General features: G+C 73.2%; 17 protein-coding genes. 12 read left to right on the top strand and 5 right to left on the bottom strand.

Translation table 11 applies throughout. The features are described from left to right. Positions 1 to 82: 82 nt before the first annotated feature. From AB0E05_RS32445 to AB0E05_RS32430, 4 genes are all read left to right on the top strand, one after another. Complete coding sequence (locus AB0E05_RS32445; RefSeq protein WP_361970460.1) at positions 83 to 1,396, top strand: DUF692 domain-containing protein; 1,314 nt, start codon at positions 83 to 85, stop codon at positions 1,394 to 1,396. Between the two features lie 2 nt (positions 1,397 to 1,398). Next, on the top strand, positions 1,399 to 2,385 hold the full coding sequence (locus AB0E05_RS32440; protein WP_361970458.1) for a TIGR04222 domain-containing membrane protein: 987 nt from the start codon (positions 1,399 to 1,401) through the stop codon (positions 2,383 to 2,385). Positions 2,386 to 2,514: 129 nt separating this feature from the next. Next, positions 2,515 to 3,510, top strand: coding sequence for a TIGR04222 domain-containing membrane protein (locus AB0E05_RS32435; protein WP_361970456.1), 996 nt, complete (start codon positions 2,515 to 2,517; stop codon positions 3,508 to 3,510). Between the two features lie 132 nt (positions 3,511 to 3,642). Further along, positions 3,643 to 5,265 carry an alpha/beta hydrolase gene (locus AB0E05_RS32430; protein WP_361970454.1) on the top strand — a complete coding sequence of 541 codons (1,623 nt, stop codon included), beginning with the start codon at positions 3,643 to 3,645 and terminating at the stop codon, positions 5,263 to 5,265. A 175-nt stretch (positions 5,266 to 5,440) separates the two neighbouring features. Here the strand turns inward: AB0E05_RS32430 and hemQ are convergent, their stop codons facing one another. After that, positions 5,441 to 6,154: a hydrogen peroxide-dependent heme synthase gene (gene hemQ, locus AB0E05_RS32425; RefSeq protein ID WP_361970452.1), complete on the bottom strand. Its 714-nt coding sequence runs from the start codon at positions 6,152 to 6,154 to the stop codon at positions 5,441 to 5,443. Continuing rightward, positions 6,151 to 7,617, bottom strand: a complete 1,467-nt coding sequence (gene hemG, locus AB0E05_RS32420) for a protoporphyrinogen oxidase (protein WP_361970450.1) — start codon at positions 7,615 to 7,617, stop codon at positions 6,151 to 6,153. Before hemG ends, hemQ begins: the two co-directional genes overlap by 4 nt. Before the next feature lie 185 nt (positions 7,618 to 7,802). Here hemG and AB0E05_RS32415 point away from each other — a divergent pair, with 185 nt between their 5' ends. Continuing rightward, positions 7,803 to 8,771, top strand: coding sequence for a DUF4349 domain-containing protein (locus tag AB0E05_RS32415; RefSeq protein ID WP_361970448.1), 969 nt, complete (start codon positions 7,803 to 7,805; stop codon positions 8,769 to 8,771). A 27-nt stretch (positions 8,772 to 8,798) separates the two neighbouring features. Further along, positions 8,799 to 10,175, top strand: a complete 1,377-nt coding sequence (locus AB0E05_RS32410; protein WP_361970446.1) for an FAD-dependent oxidoreductase — start codon at positions 8,799 to 8,801, stop codon at positions 10,173 to 10,175. A 411-nt stretch (positions 10,176 to 10,586) separates the two neighbouring features. Here the strand turns inward: AB0E05_RS32410 and hemE are convergent, their stop codons facing one another. Next, positions 10,587 to 11,666: a uroporphyrinogen decarboxylase gene (gene hemE / locus AB0E05_RS32405; RefSeq protein ID WP_361970445.1), complete on the bottom strand. Its 1,080-nt coding sequence runs from the start codon at positions 11,664 to 11,666 to the stop codon at positions 10,587 to 10,589. Between the two features lie 91 nt (positions 11,667 to 11,757). Between hemE and AB0E05_RS32400 the strand changes: the two genes are divergently transcribed. The 6 genes from AB0E05_RS32400 (at position 11,758) to AB0E05_RS32375 (ending at position 18,994) form a co-directional block, all read left to right on the top strand. Continuing rightward, entirely contained in the window at positions 11,758 to 12,447 is a 690-nt protein-coding gene (locus AB0E05_RS32400) for a DUF3000 domain-containing protein (RefSeq protein ID WP_361970443.1), read from the top strand. A 314-nt stretch (positions 12,448 to 12,761) separates the two neighbouring features. Further along, the gene (locus AB0E05_RS32395) at positions 12,762 to 13,427 is read left to right on the top strand and encodes a response regulator transcription factor (protein WP_361970441.1); all 666 of its coding nucleotides are present in this window, start codon (positions 12,762 to 12,764) and stop codon (positions 13,425 to 13,427) included. Between the two features lie 89 nt (positions 13,428 to 13,516). Beyond that, positions 13,517 to 14,800: a ribonuclease D gene (locus AB0E05_RS32390; protein ID WP_361970439.1), complete on the top strand. Its 1,284-nt coding sequence runs from the start codon at positions 13,517 to 13,519 to the stop codon at positions 14,798 to 14,800. A gap of 407 nt (positions 14,801 to 15,207) precedes the next feature. Next, the gene (locus tag AB0E05_RS32385) at positions 15,208 to 16,425 is read left to right on the top strand and encodes an acetyl-CoA C-acyltransferase (RefSeq protein WP_361970437.1); all 1,218 of its coding nucleotides are present in this window, start codon (positions 15,208 to 15,210) and stop codon (positions 16,423 to 16,425) included. Continuing rightward, on the top strand, positions 16,422 to 18,548 hold the full coding sequence (locus tag AB0E05_RS32380; RefSeq protein WP_361970436.1) for a 3-hydroxyacyl-CoA dehydrogenase NAD-binding domain-containing protein: 2,127 nt from the start codon (positions 16,422 to 16,424) through the stop codon (positions 18,546 to 18,548). The genes AB0E05_RS32385 and AB0E05_RS32380 overlap by 4 nt, the downstream gene beginning before the upstream one ends. 68 nt (positions 18,549 to 18,616) lie before the next feature. Next, positions 18,617 to 18,994 carry an NTP pyrophosphohydrolase gene (locus tag AB0E05_RS32375; RefSeq protein WP_361970434.1) on the top strand — a complete coding sequence of 126 codons (378 nt, stop codon included), beginning with the start codon at positions 18,617 to 18,619 and terminating at the stop codon, positions 18,992 to 18,994. A gap of 398 nt (positions 18,995 to 19,392) precedes the next feature. Here the strand turns inward: AB0E05_RS32375 and AB0E05_RS32370 are convergent, their stop codons facing one another. Both AB0E05_RS32370 and AB0E05_RS32365 read right to left on the bottom strand, forming a co-directional pair. Then, positions 19,393 to 20,913, bottom strand: coding sequence for an amino acid permease (locus tag AB0E05_RS32370; protein ID WP_361970432.1), 1,521 nt, complete (start codon positions 20,911 to 20,913; stop codon positions 19,393 to 19,395). A 159-nt stretch (positions 20,914 to 21,072) separates the two neighbouring features. Next, positions 21,073 to 22,190 (bottom strand): transketolase C-terminal domain-containing protein (locus AB0E05_RS32365; RefSeq protein ID WP_361970430.1); only part of this gene is annotated, 1,118 nt, incomplete at its 5' end.

Genomic DNA, 22,190 nt, shown 5'->3' with positions numbered 1-22,190 from the left:
TCTTCGGGGATTCACCGCCGGACCACGGGGCCATGACCCCTGCACGCACCGTCGCACGGCGCAGTCACCAGGGGGAGGAACGATGCGACACAGCACGCTCGGCACCGGGATCGGCTGGCGACCGGAGATCGCGGAGGCGGTGGAGCACCTCAGCGGTGTCGACTGGGTCGAAGTCGTCGCGGAGAACGTGTGCCCCGGCCATCTGCCCGCGTCCCTCACCCGGCTGCGGGCCCGCGGGACCACGATCGTCCCGCACGGCGTGTCCCTGGGCCTGGGCGGCGCGGACCGTCCCGGCGAGCAGAAGCTGAAGGACCTCGCGGAGCGCGCCGTCGCCCTGGAGGCGCCGCTGGTGACCGAGCACATCGCGTTCGTCCGGGCGGGCGGCGCGCGCACCGCGTCCCCGCTGCTGGAGGCCGGCCACCTGCTGCCGGTGCCGCGCACCCGCGACGCGCTGGCCGTGCTGTGCGAGAACGTCCGCATCGCGCAGGACCAGTTGCCCGTACCGCTCGCGCTGGAGAACATCGCGGCCCTCATCGCCTGGCCCGGCGAGGAGATGTCGGAGGGGCAGTTCCTGGCGGAGCTGGTGGAGCGGACCGGGGTGCGGCTGCTGATCGACGTGGCGAACCTCCACACCAACCACGTCAACCGCGGCGAGGACCCCGTGAAGGCCCTGGCCGAGCTGCCCGTGGAGGCGATCGCGTACGTGCACGTCGCCGGCGGCGTGGAGCGGGACGGAGTCTGGCACGACACCCACGCCCACCCCGTCCCCGAGCCCGTGCTCGACGTGCTGCGCGAGCTGGTGTCGCGGGTGGCGCCGCCGGGGGTGCTGCTGGAGCGGGACGACGACTTCCCGCCGCAGGAGGAGTTGGCGGCGGAGCTGACCGCGATCCGCACGGTGCTGGGTTCGGCCCGCCCCCAGCCGGAGGCCGCTGCCGCCGAGGGCCGCGCGCCCGCGGAGCAGGGTGCGGAGCCTCACGGGGCGACGGAGCCCGCCCGGGAGCGGCTGGCGATCTCCCAGGCCGCGCTGCTGTCCGCGCTGGTCGCCGGGACGCCCGCGCCGGAGGAGTTCGACCAGCGCCGACTGCGGGTGCAGAGCCGTGCGTTGACCGTCAAGCGGGCGCAGGTCGTGGCGAAGATCGCGCCGGAGCTGCCGGAGATCCTCGGCGACGGGTACCGCGCCGCCTTCCTCGCGTACGCCGCGAAGCGTCCGATGCGCGCGGGGTACCGTCGGGACGCGCTGGACTTCGTCGAGCAGTTGCTGGTCGCCGGCCGTCCCGAGGACGAGCGGGCCCGCCGGCAGCTGTCGCGTTGGTGGCAGGAGCGGACCGGGGCGCGTCGTCCGCGCCGCGCCGCCCGCATCGTCCGTGCGGCCCGGGCCGCACTCGTGGGGAGGTAGTCGTGGAGCTGAGCACCGTCGCCGTGCTGGTGAACGTCGTCGTGGGGGTCCTCACCGTCTGGTTGCTCGTCGAGGCGTCGGTGTCCCGCCGCCAGCGCCGGCGGGGCATGACCACGGTCGAAGTCAAGGACGCCCGGGTCGACGACGTGTACGAGGCGGCGTTCCTCAGCGGCGGCCCGCTGCGCGTCGTGGACGCCGCGCTGGTCGAGCTGATCGCCGACGAACGGGTCCGGCTGGCGGACCCCGGCATCGTCTCGGTCGTACGGGCCGAGGCCCGCGACGCGGTGGAGCAGGCGGTGCTGGACGCCGCCGAGAACGCACCGAACGGCTCGCTGTCCACGCTGCGGCACAGGGCCGCCGGCTCGGCCACGGTCCAGTCGCTGGGGCACCGGCTCGCGGGACAGGGACTGATGGTCACGCCCACCCGGGACCGCCGGACGTTGCGGTACTGGGCACTGACGCAGAAGACGGTGTTCTTGTTCGCCCTGTTCGCCTCCTTCGCGCTCACCGCGGCGAACTACGACTACGACGTGCCGGGCGTGACCGGACCGTTCGTCCTCCACGTCGGCCCGCTGCTCCTGGTGGGCGCGGTCATCGCGGGGATCGTCCGGCGCAAGGTCCGCAGCCGCACCACCAAGGCCGGTCTCAAGGCGCTCGCCGACCACCGGGTGCGGAACGAGAAGACGGAGTCCCCCGCGGGCCTCGTGGTGGTGAAGGGCCTGAAGAAGGGCATCGAGGACCCCGCGGTCCAGAAGCTGATGGTGGCCGCGGCCGCGGTGGCGTTCGTCGCGGTCGCCGCCCCCGCGGCCATGGCCGCCGACGGCTCACAGCAGGCCGCGTGGTGCGGCTCGGGCGAGACGACGAGCTGCGGCGGCAGCGAGGACAAGAAGGGCGGTTCGAGCTGCAGCGGGGGCGGCGGCAGTTGCGGGGGCGACGGAGGCGGCTGCGGAGGCGGCGGCTGCGGCGGATGTGGAGGCTGCGGCGGCTGATCCGTAGCGGCGCCACGGCGTCGAGGATCCCTCGGGAGGGGGTGGGAAGGGTCGGGGGCAGCCCCGGCAGCGCTTCACACACTGACGGTTCGTCGGGCGCGGCGGCGCTGCGCCACCCAGGGGGGAATCATGAACGACCATCCCACGCTCGCCCTCGTCCTCTACGGACTCGTCGGCGGCCTCACCGTCGTCCTGGTCGCCGCGGCGATCTCCGTACGTGCGCCGCGGGCGCCCCGCGGCGGCGCCGGTACCGTCCGCGACGCGTACGAGGCGGCGTTCCTCAGCGGCGGCCCGCCGCGCGTCGTGGACACGGCCTTCGCCGGCCTCAACGAGGACGGGAAGCTCGACATCACCGGACCGGCGCGGGTCTCGGGCCCCGGCGTCGTCACGGTCCGCGGCTCCCGCGGTCGCGGCGCCGTGCAGCAGGGCGTCCTGGACGTCGCCCGGCAGTACGACCACGGCGAGCTGAAGACCGTGCGGAACGCGGCGGTCACGGTGCCCGTGGTGCAGGAGATCGGCCATCGGCTCGCCGACCAGGGGCTGATGGTCCGGCCCTCGTGGCAGCGCCGGGTCGTGGGCCGATGGGCCCGGATCCAGTGGGTCGGGTGCCTGCTCGGCCTCGTCGTGGCCGTCGCCGTCACCTTCGTCACGCTGCCGGACGAGTCGGTCGTGCTGTCCGTGCTGCCGCAGTTGCTCGTGGGCGCGCTGATCGCGGGCGTGGTCCACCGGCGCGTACGGCGCCGGGTGACCGGTCCGGGCCGGGCCGCGCTGCGGAAGTACCGCAAGGCGCACAGCGCCACGCGGGCCACCACGGTGCGGGTGGCGCTCCTCGGCCCGCGCATGGTGCCCGACCCCGACGTGCGGGTGCTGATGGCCACCGCGGCGGCGGCTCCGCTCGCCGTCGTGACCGCGGGCCCCGTCTCGTCCTCCGTCGATTCCGTCACCCCTTCGGCCGGGGCGAGTTGGTGCGGTGGCGACGCGGGCGGCTGGGGCGGCGGTTCCGGCTGCGGCATGAGCGGTGGCTGCGGAGGCGGGGGCGGCGACGGCGGCGGTGGAGGAGGAGGCGGCGGAGGCTGTGGTGGGGGAGGTGGCGGTGGTGGCTGCGGAGGCGGGGGCGGCGGCTGACGGGCGCGCACGGCGGGCGTACGGCGCATAGGAGGCATTGGCTGCGACACCCGCACAATGGTGCTTTACAGCTCGACACATTCCCCGAAAAATCCCTGGACTGCACTGCCGTCCGCACGAAGGGAACGGAACGTGACGAGAGCAGGGTTGGCGTACGGACTCGTGGCCGGACTCGGCTCGCTGGTGGTCTCCGCACTCGCCGTGCCGACCGCCGACGGCCTGACCCCCGGCCGCGAGGCCCCGCCCGACGCCGAGTCCCGCGGCACGGCGGTCGCCGCCGAACGCGCCGCGGCGGCCGGCGTCTCCTTCGGCACCTGTCCGAAGGAGGAGTCGCTGCCGTCCTCCGTCTCCTGCGGCACGGTCGAGGTGCCGTTGGACTACGCACGGCCCGACGGCCGGACGCTCCGACTGACCGTCAGCCGGGCGCGGGCCGCCGGCGAGACCACCGAGCACCAGGGTTCCCTGGTCTACAACCCCGGCGGCCCCGGCGCGTCCAGCATGCACTTCCCGCTGTACGCGGAACTGCCGAAGTGGCGGCGGCTCGCCCGCGCGTACGACCTGGTCGGCTACGCGCCGCGGGGCGTCGGCCGCTCCGCGCCGCTGTCCTGCCAGGACCCCGAGGACCACGTGAAAGCGCCGACGGACTCCCCCACGGTCCCGTCGGAGGCGTTCAAGCGGGAGCGGATCGCCGAGGCGCGGACGTACGCGGACGGCTGCGCGCGCAGGACCGGTGACGCCCTGCGGCACTACACGTCCCTCAACAACGCCCGGGACCTCGACGTGCTGCGCGCGGCGCTCGGCGAGGAGCGGCTGACCTTCATGGGCGCCTCGTACGGCACCTACATCGGTGCGCTGTACGCGACCCTGTACCCCTCGCACGTACGGCGCATGGTCTTCGACTCGGCGGTGCACCCGGCCCGGGAGAAGATCTGGTACCGCAACAACCTCGACCAGTCGCTGGCGTTCGAGCGCCGCTGGGCGGACTTCCGGGCGTGGGTCGCCCGGCACGACGCCGACTTCGGCCTGGGCAGCACGCCCGAGGAGGTCGCCGAGCGCTACGAGGAGGCGAAGACGAAGCTCGCCGAGGAGCCCGCGGGCGGGGTGGTGGGCCCCGGCCAACTCCAGTCGGCGTTCCTGGGCGCCGGCTACTACGACGACTACTGGGTGCCGCGCGCCACCGCGCTCTCCGAGTACCTGCGCGGCAACGACGAACCGCTGATCGCGCAGGCCGCGCCGCGGCGCGAGCAGGCGAAGGCGGCGGAGAACGCGAACGCGGTGTACACGGCCGTGGAGTGCAACGACGCGCCCTGGCCCACGCAGTGGGAGGTCTGGGACCGCGACAACACCGAACTGGCGCGCAGGGCGCCGTTCGAGACCTGGGACAACGCCTGGCTGAACCTGCCGTGCGCCTTCTGGTCCGCGCCCCGGCAGCAGCCGCTTCAGGTGCGCACCCGCTGGGGCCAGCTACCGCCCGTGCTGATCCTGGCCGCGGAGCGGGACGCGGCGACGCCCTACGCGGGGGCGAAGGAGTTGGCCCGGCGGCTCAAGGGCGCCGTGCTGATCACGGAGGAGGACGCCGGCACCCACGGCATCGGCGGTGGACCGAACGACTGCGTCCACGCCTACCTGGAGGACTACCTCCTGCGCGGCGAGGCGCCGGTGCGGCGCGCGTCGTGCGCGCCGCACCCGGAGCCCGACCCGGTGTCGCTGGACCGGAGCGCGCCGCAGCCCGTGCTGCCGCGCACCACCGTCTGATCTTCCGGGTCCCGGTGGCGGGACCGCAGTCCGGTTCCGCCACCACATCACCGCCCGGGGAATCCCCGGGCCGCAGCCCGAAGATTACGCCAGTCCCGCCACCAAGTCGGCCACGGACTTCCGACGCCCCGTGCTGCATCCCCCGGGGGACAACCCCCGGACCCCCGGCCGAGGACTACGCAAGGCCCGCCACCAGCTCGGCCACGGACTTCCTCCGCCCGGTGAAGAACGGGATCTCCTCACGGACGTGCATCCGGGCGTCCGAGGCGCGCAGATGGCGCATCAGGTCGACGATGCGGTGCAGTTCGTCCGCCTCGAAGGCGAGGATCCACTCGTAGTCCCCGAGGGAGAACGACGCAACCGTGTTGGCGCGCACGTCCGGGTAGCCACGGGCCATCTTGCCGTGCTCGGCGAGCATCCGGCGGCGCTCCTCGTCGGGGAGCAGGTACCAGTCGTACGAGCGCACGAAGGGATACACGCTGACGTAGTCGCGCGCGGTCTCGTCGGCGAGGAACGCCGGGATGTGCGACTTGTTGAACTCGGCGGGGCGGTGCAGCGCCATGTTCGACCAGACGGGCTCCATCGCGCGCCCGAGGCGGGTGCGACGGAAGAGGTTGTACGCCTCCTGGAGCTGGTCCGCGGTCTCGGCGTGCCACCAGATCATGAGGTCGGCCTCGGCGCGCAGCCCGGAGAGGTCGTACGTGCCGCGGATCGTGACGTCCTTGGCGGCGAGCTGGTCGAACAGGTCCTGGACCTCGTCGGCGTAGCCGGTGCGGTCCTCGGGCAGCACGTCGCGCAGCTTGAAGACCGACCACAGCGTGTACCGGATGACCTCGTTGAGGTCCTTGGCCTTCTTGCCCGCGTTCGGAATCTTTTCTGGCGCACTCATGAGGCCATTGTCCCGCGTCCCGATCCGCGTCCGTCAGCAGGGTGGTCCTGCTGGAGGACCTCGTCCGCGGCACGCTGTCCGTCGGCGATGCAGGCGGGGATGCCGACGCCGTCGTACGCCGCGCCGCAGACCCGCAGGCCCGGCAGTTTGGCGACCTCGGCGCGGATCCGGGCGGTGCGCGCGGCATGGCCGACGGGGTACTGCGGCAGGCCGCCGATCCAGCGGGTGACCTCGGTGGCCACCGGCCGGGCGGCGAGCCCGACGGCGTCGCCCAGGTCCCGCAGGGACGCCTCGACGAGCTCGGCGTCCTCGCGGTGCAGGTGCTCCTCCTCGCCGTACCGCCCGAGGGAGGTCCGCAGCACGAAGAGGTCGGCCGGGCCGTCAGCCACCCACTGCCACTTCTGGCTGGAGAAGGTGGACGCCTTGATCGACCGGCCGTCGACGGTCGGCACGAGGAAACCGCTGCCGGCGGGCAGCGCGCCCAGCTCGGAGCGGCGGAAGGCCAGGGTGACCAGGGACATCGAGGCGTACTCGATGGAGCCCAGCTCGGTGGCGGCGGCCGGGGACTCGCCGGAGAGCAGTTCGGCGGCCGACCAGGCGGGGGTGGCGATGATCACGGCGTCCGCGGTGAGGCGGTCGCTGTCGGTGCGCACCCGCCAGCCGTCGGCGCCCGCGCGGGCCAGGCCGAGGACGCGCGTCCCGGTGCGCAGCTCGCCCCCGGCGGCGCGGACCGCTTCCGCGACGGCGAGCGGCAGGGTGCCGACGCCGCCGTCGATGCCGAGGAAGACGGGCCCGCCCTGCTGCTGTGCCCGTGCCTCGGCCTGGACCTCGCGCACGGCGTCCAGGAGCGAGGGGTGCTGCCGGGCGGCTTCGAAGAGCCGGGGGACGGCCGCCCGCATCGAAATGCGGTACGAGTCGCCGGCGTAGACCCCGCCGAGCAGCGGTTCGACGAGCCGGTCGACGACCTCGCGGCCGAAGCGGTCGGCGACGTACTGCCCGATGGCGACGTCGTCGCCGAGGTCGGCCGGGGCGAGTTCGGGCTCCCGGGCGATCCGGGCGACGCCTTCGTCGGAGAGGAGTCCGGCGAGGGCGTCGGGGGTGGCGGGAACGCCCATCACGTGGCCGCGCGGCATGGGCCGCAGCGTGCCGCGGGTCCAGATGGACGCGGTGCTGGTGGCGGGCGGCTGGAGCCGGTCGCCGAGTCCGACGGCGCGGGCCAGGTCGACGGCCTCGGGGCGGCGCGCCAGCATCGACTCGGCGCCCAGGTCGACCGGGGCGCCGGCGATCTCGCCGCGGTGGAGCTTGCCGCCGAGCCGGCCGCCGGCCTCCAGCAGGGTCACCCGGGCCCCCGCGGTGACCAGCCGATGGGCGGCGGCGAGCCCGGAGATGCCGCCTCCGATGACGACGACGTGACGGGCGGGCGGTCCCGACCCGGGTGCGGTGTCCACATGCTGGGAAGACATGGCTCCACTGTCTCAGACCCCGTTCCGAGTCCTGAACGTGACCGGTTCGGAACCGGTCCGCGCAAACGTTTCGGGCCTCTTCGCACGTCCAAGGAGCATCGGGCAACGACCGGCTGACATCCGTCGGTTGGCCGAAACCCGACCGGACGACGGCGGAAGGCGGACGACGGAACATGGGGGCGGACATGCGGGCACGACGGGTGCTCGCTGCACTGGTCATCGCGGCGGGCGTCGCGGTGACGGGGTGCAGCGCGGAGGACGACTCCGGCGACAAGAGCAGCGGGAGCGCGCAGCGCGCCGCGGCCGAGACGGACGAGAAGGCGGGCGCCAAGGCGCCCGAGGCGGCGCGCGCGGACGGGTCGCGCCCCGGGGACGGGTCCACGACGCCGGACGCGCGGGACGGCGGCAAGGGCGCGGGCGCCTCGGCCCCGCCGGTGACGTCGTACGTCGTGCGCACCGCGGAGCTGCGGCTGGCGGCGAAGGACCCGGCGCGGGCCGTGGCGCACGCCCGCCGGGTCGTGGAGGGGGCGGGCGGCTTCGTCTCCGAGGAGACCACCGAGCAGGCGCACGGCGGTGACGCCACCGGGCTCACCTCGCGGCTGGTGCTGCGGGTGCCGCAGGAGAAGTACGCGGACGCCCTGGCGCAGTTGGAGAAGGGCGGCGAGGTGCTCTCCCGCACGGCGAGCGCCGAGGACGTCACCGACCAGGTGGTGGACGTGGAGAGCCGGATCGCCTCCCAGCGGGCGAGCGTGGCGCGGGTGCGGGAGCTGATGGACCGCGCGGAGAAGCTGTCCGACGTGGTCACGCTGGAGGCCGAACTGGGCCGGCGCCAAGCGGACCTGGAGTCGCTGTTGGCCCGGCGGTCGTCGCTGAAGGACCGGACGTCGCTGTCGACGATCACCCTCGACGTCTCCGCCCCCGCGAAGAAGGAAGACGAGGAGGGCGACGACGGCGACCCGGGCCTGCTGGACGCCCTCGGCGGCAGCTGGGAGGCCCTGAAGTCGACGGCGCTCTGGATCGGCATCGTGCTCAGCGCCCTGCTGCCGTTCGCCGTGGCGGCCGGTGCGGTGTACGCGGTCTGGCGCTGGCTGGTGCGCCCCCTGCTGCCGCGGCGGCCCGAGCCGCCCGCGGGGGACGGGGGTGAGGAGGGCTGACCTCGCCCTCCCCGTAGCGTAGGGGCCATGACAGCAGAGCGACTGGTGGTCATCGGGGGCGACGCGGCGGGCATGTCGGCCGCGTCGCAGGCACGCAGGTTCCGCTCGCCGGAGGAGCTGGAGATCGTCGCGTTCGAACGCGGCCACTTCAGCTCCTTCTCGGCGTGCGGCATCCCGTACTGGATCGGCGGCCAGGTCGCCGAGCGCGACGACCTGATCGCCCGTACGCCCGCCGAGCACCGCGAGCGCGCGATCGACCTGCGGATGCGCACCGAGGTCACCGAGGTCGACACCGCCCGCGGCCGGGTCCGCTCGCGCGACCTGGAGAGCGGCGCGGAGGTCTGGACGGGGTACGACAAGCTCGTCGTCGCGACCGGTGCCCGCCCGATCCGCCCGCCGATCCCCGGCATCGACGCGCCCGGGGTCCACGGCGTCCAGACCCTCGACGACGGCCAGGCGCTCCTCGACACGATCGGGGCCACCGAGGGCCGCCGCGCGGTGGTCGTGGGCGCCGGCTACATCGGCGTCGAGATGGCGGAGGCGATGCTCAACCGCGGCTTCGAGGTCACCGTCCTGAACCGCGGCGAACAGCCGATGGCCACGCTCGATCCCGACATGGGCCGGCTGGTGCACACGGCGATGGACTGGCTCGGCATCACCACCGTCGACCGTGCCGAGGTCACCGCGGTGCTGACCGGCCCCGACGGCCGGGTGCGCGCGGTCACCACCGCGGACGCCGAGTACCCGGCGGACGTGGTGGTGCTGGGCATCGGCGTCGAGCCGGAGACGGAACTGGCCCGCGCGGCGGGGCTGCCGCTCGGCGCGTACGGCGGGCTGCTCACCGACCTGTCGATGCGGGTGCGCGGACAGGACGCGATCTGGGCCGGCGGCGACTGCGTGGAGGTGCTGGACCTGGTCTCGGGGCGCGAGCGGCACGTCCCGCTGGGCACCCACGCCAACAAGCACGGCCAGATCATCGGCGCGAACGTGGGCGGCGGCTACGGCACCTTCCCCGGCGTCGTCGGCACCGCCGTCAGCAAGGTCTGCGACCTGGAGATCGCCCGCACCGGACTGCGGGAGAAGGACGCGTCCGCGGTGGGCCTCCAGTACGTCACCGCCACCGTCGAGTCCACCGCGCGCGCCGGCTACTACCCCGACGCCGGCCTGATGACCGTCAAGATCATCGCGGAGCGCCGCACGGGGCGGCTGCTGGGCCTCCAGATCGTGGGCCGCGAGGGTGCGGCGAAGCGGGTCGACATCGCGGCGGTGGCGTTGACGGCGGGGATGACCGTCGAGCAGATGACCGCGCTCGACCTCGGCTACGCCCCGCCCTTCTCCCCGGTCTGGGACCCGGTCCTGGTGGCGGCCCGCCGCGCCACGAAGCGCCTCTCCGAACGCCCCTGACGTTTCCGCCGCGCCCCTGCGGGTGCGTTGGTCCCTGCGGCCCGGCGGGGGCTGTTCGCGCAGTTCCCCGCGCCCCTGATTGGCTTTCCCCGTCCGTTGTGTGCGGGCCGGAGTGTCTGGCAACCCACGGCCGGTCGACGGCGGAGGTTTCTAGGGCCTGTCTTACGGATCAGGCTGGATCAGGGAGCGGGGTCTGGTGCCGTGGATCTCAAGGCGGAGGAGGGAGCCAATGCGGAGCATTGGCGACCGACGACAACGTGGAGAGGCATGGTGCCAGGGCACGCGAGCCCAGCAAGATCCGTAAGACAGGCCCTAGGGGCGCGGGGAACTGCGCGAACACGCCCCACCGGGCCGCAGGGCAACGCACCCGCAGGGCTACGGCGAAAACGGTCGAGAGCGCGCCGCAGGGCGTCACGCGGGGGTCGGGCCGCCCGACGTCTGCGTGTGGACGAAGTCCACCAGGCGGGTCAGCGCGTCCGGGTTCATCGTCGGGAGGACACCGTGGCCCAGGTTGAACACGTGCCCCTCCAGCCCCTCCGCCGCAGTCAGCACCTCCCGCGTCTTCTCCTCCACCGCCGCCGTCGGCGCGAACAGGACCGCGGGGTCGAGGTTGCCCTGGAGCGCCTTGCCCGGCCCCACGCGGCGGGCCGCCTCGTCGAGGGGGACGCGCCAGTCGACGCCGACCACGTCCGCGCCGGCCTCGCCGAGGAGGCCGAGGAGTTCACCGGTGCCCACGCCGAAGTGGATGCGGGGCACTCCGTAGCCGGCGACGGAGTCGAAGACCTTCGTGGACGCCGGCATCACGGAGCGCCGGTAGTCCGCCGGGGCGAGCGCGCCGACCCAGGAGTCGAAGAGCTGGACCGCGCTCGCCCCCGCCTCGATCTGCACCTTCAAGAACGCGGAGGTGATCTCGGCGAGCCGGTCCAGCAGGTCCGCCCACAGCTCCGGGTCGCCGTACATCAGCGCCTTGGTGTGCTCGTGGTTGCGCGAGGGGCCGCCCTCGACGAGGTAGCTGGCGAGCGTGAAGGGCGCGCCGGCGAAGCCGATCAGCGGGGTGGCGCCCAGTTCGTCGGTCAGCAGCCCGATCGCCTCGGTGACGTACCGGACGTCGTCCGGGGTGAGCTCCCGCAGCCGGTCCAGGTCGGCGCGGCTGCGGATCGGCTGGGCGACGACCGGCCCGACGCCCGGCTTGATGTCGAGGTCGACGCCGATGGCCTTGAGCGGGACGACGATGTCGCTGAAGAAGATCGCCGCGTCGACCCCGTGGCGCCGCACCGGCTGGAGCGTGATCTCCTTGACCAGCTCCGGCCGCATGCAGGACTCCAGCATCGGGATGCCCTCGCGCACCTTGAGGTACTCGGGCAGCGAGCGCCCGGCCTGGCGCATGAACCACACCGGGGTGTGGGGCACCGGCTCTCGTCGGCACGCCTTCAGGAAGGCGGAGTCGTGCGTCTTCGGCTGGGGGCCCGAGGGGCGGTCGTTGGCGCTCACGCCCAAATCTTCGCACGTGCCCGGAAAGCGGCCGTCGGGTGCGGGGTGTCCTTCCCTGCACGCACGCCCCGTTCCGCCTAGTCTTCCCCGCATGGCTGCGGCTCAGGGACGTTTTTCCGATCATGCTGAACATGCTGGACCTCCAGGGAGCGCCGACTCGTCGTCGGGCGCCGAGCAGAACGCCGTCCCCCGGGCGTTCCGGCTGGCGGTCGAAGCGCTACGGACCGCGCGGCTGCGCCCCGAGGTCGAACTCGACCCGGCCCGCCCCCCGCAGCGGCTCGCCCCGCACGCGTACGCCGTGGAGGCGGCGGTCGTCGAGGACGGCGAGGACCTGGCGGACGGCCGGCTGGTGCTGTTGCACGACCCCGACGGACACGAAGCCTGGCAGGGCACCTTCCGTCTGGTGACCCTGGTGCGGGCGGAGTTGGAGCCGGAGATGGCGGCGGATCCGCTGCTGCCGGAGGTGTGCTGGTCGTGGTTGACGGGTGCGCTGGAGGCGCGCGGCCTGTCGTACGGGGAGCCGAGCGGCACCGTCACCCGGGCGAGCTCTCACTATTTCGGTGGACTCGCCCAGCGGCGCCCGGCGACGCAGATCGAGATCCGCGCCTCGTGGACCCCGAGGGAGGCGCACTGCGGGACACCGGACGCGGCGGCGCACCTCGCCGCCTGGTGTGACCTGCTGTGTCAGATCGCGGGGCTGCCGCCGGCGCCGGTGGGGGCGGCGGACATGGCGACCGGCGTGGTGACGCTTCCGCAGCGGCGGGGACCGCAGCACCGCTGATGCCCGCCCGCGCACGCGGTGCGCGGCGCCTCGTGCGGCCCGGGACACTGGTCCCGGGCCGCACCGCTGTCAGGGCCGCGGTGGGCCGTCCATCCCGCACTGCCCGAACCGCCACCCGACGGACCGTCAGCTCACTCGTAGGATGATCGATCACGCGTCCGAATTGCACTAATTGTTACTCACCAAATCGTGATCATTCCCTAAAGGACGCCCGTCGGGCTGCCGAAGAGGTCAGTGACCCTACCTTCACGGAACGCCCCGGCTTCATCCCCGAGCCGGCCCCGTCCCCGCACCTTCCCCCCAGGAGGAGCCCGGTGTCCGTCCTTCTTGAGCAGCCCGCAAGTCTGGTCGCCTACCGTCCGAACAAGCCGACGGCCATGGTCGTGGTGGCCGACCCGCGCGTCCGCTCCACCGTCACCCGCCACCTGTGGGCCCTCGGCGTACGGGACGTCATCGAGGCGTCGTCCATCGCGGAGGCCCGCCCCCGCATCGCCAACCCCCGCGACATCTGCGTGGCCGACGTCCACCTGCCCGACGGCTCGGGGCTGACCCTGCTGTCGGAGACCCGCGCCGCGGGCTGGCCGAACGGTCTCGCGCTCTCCGCGGCCGACGACATCGGCGCCGTGCGCAACGCCCTCGCGGGCGGGGTCAAGGGCTACGTCGTCACCGGCACCCGTACGAACATCGGCCACCCGACCCGCCCGGGCGCAGCCCCCATCGGGTCCGCAGCCGCCAGGCTGGGCCACCGCCGTCCCCCGGGCGCCCCGAGCCACCCGGGCGGCTACCGGGAGCTGTCGGGCCGCGAGGTCGAGGTCCTGCGGCTGGTGGCGGAGGGCCAGTCGAACAAGGCCATCGGCGTCTCCATGGGCCTGTCCGCGCTGACCGTCAAGAGCCACCTCGCGCGCATCGCGCGCAAGCTCGGCACCGGTGACCGGGCGGGCATGGTCGCGGTGGCGCTGCGCACCGGCATCATCCACTGACCCGCCCGCTCCCCCGCGCTTCCCCCGTGCGCCTGTCGACGGATCGTTTCCGTCGACAGGCGCACGCCGTTCACGGATACCCTTGACACGTGACCGACGCCCGAAACACCGCAGCAGAGACCGCACTGCGAACCGCCGGGGGCGCTCCCCCGGACGCCGGCGTCGCAGCCGAAGAGGCCCCGATCCCCCTGTTGGAGCCCCGTGAGGGCATTCCGCCCGTGGTCGCCGACACCCAGGCGCTCGCCCAGGTCGTCGCCGCCTTCGGGGCGGGCAGCGGCCCGGTCGCGGTGGACGCCGAGCGGGCCTCCGGGTACCGCTACGGTCAGCGGGCCTATCTGGTCCAGCTGCGCCGCGAGGGCGCCGGCAGCGCGCTGATCGACCCCGTCGGCTGCCCCGACCTCTCCGTCCTCGGCAGCACGCTCGGCGACACCGAGTGGATCTTGCACGCCGCGACGCAGGACCTGCCCTGCCTCCGGGAGATAGGCATGGTTCCCAGCCGGCTCTTCGACACGGAGCTGGCCGGTCGGCTCGCCGGGTTCCCGCGGGTCGGCCTGGGCGCGATGGTCGAGTCCGTCCTCGGCTACGCGCTGGAGAAGGGCCACTCCGCCGTCGACTGGTCCACCCGCCCGCTCCCCGAGCCCTGGCTGCGGTACGCCGCACTCGACGTGGAGCTCCTGATCGACCTGCGGGACGCCCTGGAGATGGAGCTGGACCGGCAGGGGAAGCTGGAGTGGGCGCACCAGGAGTTCGAGTCGATCGCCTCCGCCCCGCCGCCCGCGCCCCGCAAGGACCCCTGGCGCCGCACCTCCGGCATGCACAAGGTGCGCCGACGCCGGCAGATGGCGGTCGTACGGGAGCTGTGGACCACGCGCGACATGATCGCCCAGCGGCGGGACGTCTCGCCGGGCAAGGTGCTGAGCGACGCCGCGATCGTCGAGGCGGCGCTGGCCCTGCCGGCGCACGTCCACGCGCTGAGCGGACTGACCGGTTTCAGCCACCGGATGGGCCGTCGGCAGTTGGAACAGTGGCAGTCGGCGATCGACCGGGCGAAGGCGCTGCCGGACTTGGAGCTGCCGCAGCAGGGGCAGCCGCTGAACGGACCGCCGCCGCCGCGCGCCTGGGCGGACAAGGACCCCGTCGCAGCGGCCCGGCTGTCCGCTGCGCGGGCGGCGGTCTCGGCGCTGGCGGAGGAGCTGCACCTGCCCCAGGAGAACCTGATCTCGCCGGACACGGTGCGGCGGATCTGCTGGGAGCCGCCGGCTGATCGCTCGCCGGAGTCGGTGACGTCCGCGCTGCGGCTGCTGGGGGCACGGGCGTGGCAGGCGGCGCTGGTCGCCCCCCCGCTCTCCCGCGCCCTGTCCACCCCGAAGTAGCCCCGCGCCGAACGTGCGCGGGGCGCCCCGCCCCTGATGCACCCGCCGTGCCCCCGCGGGAGTGCGGGTCCCCACCGGCCGGTGGGTGGCTTGTCGCGCAGTTCCCCACGCCCCTGGAGCGCCCTACCGGGCGTTCTGGGGCCCGTGGGCATCCCCACCGCCCGCAGGACGGGCCCATACCGCCCGCAGGGGCCACGGCGAGCACGTCCAGATGGCACAGATGGCACGGGAGCCCGCACTCACCACGTCCCGCCAGCGCGTCCGCGGGGGTGTGACGTTCGCCGCTCGACGCGTGAGGGGTGGGCACTAGGGTTACCCGTAAGTAGCATGAGGAGGAAGCGCGCGCTTAGCCACGCTCGGCACGCGCCCCGCAGCAGTGCCATCCCGCACCCTGGAGGAGAGCCATCGTGCCTCGTACCGTCAGGGACGTCGTCTTCGTCGACGGCGTCCGCACCCCGTTCGGCAAGGCGGGCCCGAAGGGCATCTACCACGAGACCCGCGCCGACGATCTCGTCGTCAAGGCGATCCGGGAGCTGCTGCGCCGCAACCCGGCCCTCGACCCCGCGAAGATCGACGAGGTCGCCATCGCCGCGACCACCCAGATCGGCGACCAGGGCCTGACCATCGGCCGTACCGCCGGCATCCTCGCGGGTCTGCCGCAGTCCGTCCCCGGCTACTCGGTGGACCGGATGTGCGCCGGTGCGCTGACGGCCGTGACGACGACCGCCGGCTCGATCGCCTTCGGGGCGTACGACGTGGTCATCGCCGGCGGCGTGGAGCACATGGGCCGCCACCCGATGGGCGAGGGCGTCGACCCCAACCCCCGCTTCGTCAGCGAGAAGCTGGTCGACGAGTCCGCCCTCTTCATGGGCATGACCGCGGAGAACCTCCACGACCGCTACCCCTCCATCACCAAGGAGCGCGCCGACGAGTACGCCGTCCGCTCCCAGGAGAAGGCGGCCAAGGCGTACGCCGACGGCACGATCCAGCAGGACCTGGTGCCGATCGCGATCCGCCGCACCACCCCCGAAGGCGGGGAGACCGGCTGGGGCCTGGCCACCCAGGACGAGCCGATGCGGCCCGGCACCACGATGGAGAACCTCGCCGGGCTGAAGACCCCCTTCCGCACCCACGGCCGGGTCACCGCCGGCAATGCCGCCGGGCTGAACGACGGCGCCACCGCCGCCGTCATCGCCTCCGAGGACTTCGCGCGCGAGAACGGCCTCCCGGTCAAGATGCGCCTGGTGGCGTACTCCTTCGCCGGCGTCGAGCCGGAGGTCATGGGGTACGGACCGATCCCGGCGACCGAGAAGGCGCTGGCCCAGGCGGGCCTGTCCATCGAGGACATCGGCCTGTTCGAGATCAACGAGGCGTTCGCCGTCCAGGTGCTCGCCTTCCTGGAGCACTACGGCATCGCGGACGACGACCCGCGGGTCAACCAGTACGGCGGGGCCATCGCCTACGGCCACCCGCTGGCCTCCTCCGGCGTCCGGCTGATGACCCAGCTCGCCCGCCAGTTCGAGGCTCAGCCCGAGGTCCGCTACGGCCTCACCACCATGTGCGTCGGCTTCGGCATGGGCGCGACCGTCATCTGGGAGAACCCGCACTTCGAGGGGGACAAGTGAGCACCACCGCTGAACTGCTGAAGGGTGCGGCCGAACTCTTCCCGGACGAGGTCGTCACCAGCGCGCACGTACGTCATCTGGACCTGCCGGGGGCCGGCCGGTTCGCGCTGATCACCCTGGACAACGGCCTGGACCACACCAAGCCGACCACCTTCGGCCCGCAGTCGCTGGCCAACCTGGACGCCGCGCTCGACCAGGTCGAGCGGGAGGCGGCCGAGGGCTCGATCGTCGGCGTCGGCATCACCGGCAAGCCGTTCATCTTCGCCGTCGGAGCCGACCTCAAGGGCGTGGAGCGGGTCGCCCGCCACGAGGACGCGCTCGCCATCGCCAGGAGCGGTCACGACGTCTTCAAGCGCCTGGCCTCCCTCGCGGTGCCCAGCTTCGCGTACTACAACGGCGCGGCGATGGGCGGCGGCGTCGAGGTCGGTCTGCACTGCACGTACCGCACCGTCTCGCGGGCGATCCCGGCCTTCTCGCTGCCCGAGGTCTTCCTCGGTCTGGTGCCCGGCTGGGGCGGCTGCGCGCTGCTGCCGAACCTGATCGGCGCGGACCGCGCCGTGTCCGTGATCATCGAGAACTCGCTCAACCAGAACCGCCAGTTGAAGGGCCAGCAGGTCCACGACCTGGGGATCGCCGACGCCGTCTTCGAGGGCGCGGACTTCCTGGAGCAGTCGCTGCTGTGGACCGCGTCCGTGCTCACCGGCGCCACCGCGGTGGAGCGCGCCGAGGTCGACCGCGGTGCGGCCTGGGACGCCGCCGTGGCGCGCGGCCGGGCGATCGCCGACACCAAGGTGCACGGCGCCGCCCCGGCCGCGTACCGCGCGCTGGACATCGTCGCCGCGGCCAAGGACGGCGACCTCCAGGCCGGTTTCGACGCCGAGGACCGGGCGCTGGCCGACCTGATCATGGGCGGCGAACTGCGCAGCGGCATCTACGCCTTCAACCTGGTGCAGAAGCGCGGCAAGCGGCCGGTGGGCGCGCCGGACAAGAACCTGGCCCGCCCGGTCACCAAGGTCGGCGTCGTCGGCGCGGGCCTGATGGCCTCGCAGCTCGCGCTGCTGTTCCTGCGCCGCCTCGAAGTGCCGGTCGTGCTGACCGACATCGACCAGGAGCGCATCGACAAGGGCGTGGCGTACGTCCACGGCGAGGTCGACAAGCTGCTCGGCAAGGGCCGGATCAACCAGGACAAGGCCAACCGCCTCAAGGGGCTGGTGACCGGTGTGCTGGACAAGGCGGCGGGCTTCGCCGACGCGGACTTCGTCATCGAGGCCGTCTTCGAGGAGATGGGCGTCAAGCAGCAGGTGTTCGCGGAGGTCGAGGCGGTCGCGCCGGCGCACGCGATCCTGGCCACCAACACCTCCTCGCTCTCGGTGAGCGAGATGGCCTCGAAGCTGAAGCACCCCGAGCGGGTCGTCGGCTTCCACTTCTTCAACCCGGTCGCGGTGCTGCCGCTGTTGGAGATCGTCCGCGGGGAGAAGACGGACGACGCCTCCCTCGCCACCGCCTTCGGGGTGGCGAAGAAGCTGAAGAAGACCGCGGTGCTGGTGAAGGACGCCCCGGCGTTCGTCGTGAACCGGATCCTGACCCGCTTCATGGGCGAGATCCAGAACGTGATCGACGAGGGCACCCCGGTGGCGGTGGCGGAGAAGGCGGTCGAGCCGCTGGGCCTGCCGATGTCTCCGCTGGTGCTGCTGGAGCTGGTGGGTCCGGCGATCGGGCTGCACGTCTCCGAGACCCTGAACCGCGCCTTCCCGGACCGCTTCACGGTCTCGCCGAACCTGGCGGCGGTCGTCGAGGCGGGCAAGCGGGGCTTCTACGTGTACGACTCCGGTAGGCCGGAGCTGGACCCCGAGGTCGCCGCGCTGCTGGTGCAGGGCGACGCCGTCCTGACCGAGGAGCAGGTGCGGGCACGGGTGCTGGAGGCCGTGGCGCAGGAGATCGGCCTGATGCTGGACGAGGGCGTCGTGGCCGAGGCGCAGGACGTCGACCTCTGCCTGATCACCGGCGCGGGCTGGCCCTTCCACCTGGGCGGCATCACGCCGTACCTGGACCGTGAGGGCGTCTCGGAGCGGGTGAACGGCAAGCCGTTCCTCGCGAACGGGGTGGCGAGCGTCCCCGCCTGACGTGGTGTACGAAGGGGGCCGTACGGAATCGTTCCGTACGGCCCCCTTCCCTCGACGAGGAGACGACGATGCGGACCCTGTTGATCGTCGACGGTGCGAACGTCGTGGGCTCCGTGCCCGACGGCTGGTGGCGCGACCGTCGCGCCGCAGCCGGCCGGCTGCGGGACCGGCTTGCCCCGCTCGCCGCCGCGGGCGTCCCCGGCCTGCCGGGGCCCCTGGAGGTGGTCCTGGTGGTGGAGGGCGCGGCGCGGGGCGTGACGCCCGTGGACGGCGTACGGATCGAGGAGGCGTCCGGCAGCGGCGACGACCTGATCGCGGAGCTGGCGTCGGAGGCGGGGCGCGAGGGACGCGCGTGCGCGGTGGTCACGGCGGACCGCGGCTTGCGCGCCCGCGTGGCCGTGACGGGCGCGACGCACCTGGGCCCCCGCACGGTGTACGCCCCCTGAGCGCCGCGCGCCTTCCCGGCGCCCCGGTTCCGCCTCCTGTGCCCTGCGAACACGGGGCACCTTCAGCGCCCCTGGACACGCGCGCCGTAGCCCCGGGGTGCGTTGGTCCCTGCGGACCATGCATGGCTGATCGCGCAGTTCCCCGCGCCCCTCAATGCACCTGCCGTCGTTCGACTGCGGGTTGTCGGGCACTTTGGCCCGCAGCCGAAGGGTGGGGGAAGCACATCAGGGGCGCGGGGAACTGCGCGACAAACCACCAACGGCCCGCGGAAACCAACGCACCCGCAGGGCTACGGCGCGCGTGTCCAGGGGCCCGGAGGCATCCCACGCCCTCCGGCGCACACGGGCCGCAGACGCCCCCCAACGCCCGCCGCACGGCGAAGGCGCGGGGCGACCCCCTACGCGCCCAGGTCGTCGCCGCGCTCTGCGCGGCCCACGCGGCTGTGGCTGCGGCCGTACGCGTAATACACCACCACCCCCAGCGCCATCCACACCCCGAACCGCAGCCACGTCTCCGTCGGCAGGTTGAGCATCAGCCAGAGCGACGCGGCCACCGAGGCGATCGGGAGCCAGGGCACCAGGGGGGCGCTGAAGGCGCGCGGGAGGTCGGGGCGGGTGCGGCGCAGGAAGATCACGCCGAGGGCCACGACCACGAACGCGAACAGCGTGCCGATGTTCACCAGGACCGCGAGTTCCTCGATGTTGGTGAAGCCGGCGATGATCGCGATCACCACGCCCAGGAGCACCGTCGCCCGGTAGGGCGTGCGAAAGCGCGGATGCGTGACGGAGAAGAACCGCGGCAGCAGCCCGTCTCGGCTCATCGCGAAGAACACCCGGGTCTGCCCCAGCAGCATGATCAGGCACACGGACATCAGGCCGATGACCGCGCCGAAGCTGATGACGCCCGCGTACCAGGGGTGCCCGGTGGCCTTGAACGCGTCGGCGAGCGGTGCGTCGATGGACAGTTCGGTGTACTTCTGCATGCCGGTGACCACGATCGACACCGCGACGTAGAGCACCGTGCAGATGAACAGCGAGCCGAGGATGCCGCGCGGCATGTCGCGCTGCGGGAGCTTGGTCTCCTCCGCCGCCGTGGCGACCACGTCGAAGCCGATGAAGGCGAAGAAGACGATGGACGCGGCGGTGAAGATGCCCATCACGCCGAAGTTGGTGGGCGCGTAGCCGAACAGCACCTGGACCAGCGGCTGCTGGAGCCCGGACTCGCCGGTCGCCGGGACCGACGGCGGGATGAACGGGTCGTAGTTGGACGCCTTGACGAAGAACGCGCCGGCGACGATCACGATGAGCACCACGACGACCTTGACGGCGACGATCAGCGAGGTGACCTGGGCGGACAGCTTCATTCCGATGACGAGGACCACGGTGAGCGCCAGGACCAGCAGGAACGCCAGCAGGTCGAAGCCGAAGCCGGTGACGTCGTTCGTACCGGAGAGCTCGGGGGGCAGGTGCCAGCCGACGTTGTCGATCAGGGAGCGCAGGTAGCCGGACCAGCCGACGGCGACGACGGCCGTGCCGAGGGCGAATTCGAGGACCAGGTCCCAGCCGATGATCCAGGCCGGAAGTTCGCCGAGGGAGGCGTACGCGAAGGTGTACGCGGAGCCGGCGACGGGGACGGTGGAGGCGAACTCGGCGTAGCACAGCGCCGCGAGCCCGCACACGGCGCTGGCGACGACGAAGGCGAGGGCGGTGGCCGGTCCGGCGTTCTCCTTGGCGACGGCGCCGGTGAGGACGAAGATGCCGGTGCCGATGATGACGCCGACGCCGAAGACCGTGAGGTCCAGTGCGGAGAGGGACTTCTTGAGTGCGTGCTCCGGCTCCTCCGTGTCCCGGATGGACTGCTCGACGCTCTTCGTACGGAAGGCGCTCGTCCTGGACTCGGGGCCTGTCTCTGTGCTCACCGTGGACCTCCACACTCGTCGTCCCGACATGATCGGGAAGCGGTGCGGGCCGCAGGGGTCCATACGGGTGGGTTTCACGCGAATGGGCCGGAAGGTCCACCCGTCCAGGGTGTCCTTCCGGCCCGTGTCCGGCGGCGGGCCGCACGGCCCTGAGCGGGATCAGTCGCGGACGGGCTCCACGGCCTCGCTGGTGGTGTCCCCGAAGCGGCCGTCGAGCCGGGAGACGAGGCCGGTGACCTGGCGGGCGATGTCCGGGGCGGTCAGGCCGATCTCCGCCATCACCTCGGCGCGCGAGGCGTGGTCGAGGAAGCGCGCCGGGATGCCGAAGTCGCGCAGCGGCACGTCGACGCCGGCGTCGCGCAGCGACTGGGCGACCGCGGAGCCGACGCCGCCGGCGCGGACGTTGTCCTCGACGGTGACGACGACGCGATGGGTGTCCGCGAGCGGGGCGAGGGCCTCGTCGACGGGCTTGACCCAGCGGGGGTCGACGACGGTGGTGGAGATGCCCTGCGCGTCGAGCAGGTCGGCGGCCTCCAGGCACATCGGGGCGAGCGCGCCGACGGAGACCAGGAGCACGTCGGGCCGGTCGGTGCCGGGCTCGCGGAGCACGTCCATGCCGCCGATCCGTCCGACGGCCTTGACCGACGGGCCGACCGCGCCCTTGGAGAAGCGGACCACGGTGGGGGCGTCGTCGACGCTGACGGCCTCGCGGAGCTGGGCGCGGACCTGGTCGGCGTCGCGCGGTGCGGCGATGCGCAGACCGGGGACGACCTGGAGGATGGACATGTCCCACATGCCGTTGTGGGAGGCGCCGTCGGTGCCGGTGACGCCGGCGCGGTCCAGCACGAAGGTGACGCCGCAGTCGTGCAGGGCCACGTCCATCAGCACCTGGTCGAAGGCGCGGTTGAGGAAGGTGGCGTACACCGCGAACACCGGGTGGACGCCGCCGGTGGCGAGCCCGGCCGCGGAGACCGCGCCGTGCTGCTCGGCGATCCCCACGTCGTAGACGCGGTCGGGGAACGCCTTGGCGAACTTGTCGAGGCCCACGGGCTGGAGCATGGCCGCGGTGATGGCCACGACGTCGGGGCGCTCCTCGCCGAGCTTGACCATCTCCTCGCCGAAGACGGAGGTCCAGTCGAGGCCGGAGCTGGCGATCGGCAGACCGGTGTCGGGGTGGATCTTGCCCACGGCGTGGAAGCGGTCCGCCTCGTCCTGGAGGGCGGGCTGGTAGCCGCGGCCCTTCTCGGTGAGGCAGTGCACGATCACGGGCCCGCCGA

Origin of the sequence: Streptomyces sp. NPDC048057, from assembly GCF_040653095.1 — a bacterium.
GTDB lineage: Bacteria > Actinomycetota > Actinomycetes > Streptomycetales > Streptomycetaceae > Streptomyces.
This window is presented reverse-complemented; position numbering and strand designations above follow the sequence as displayed.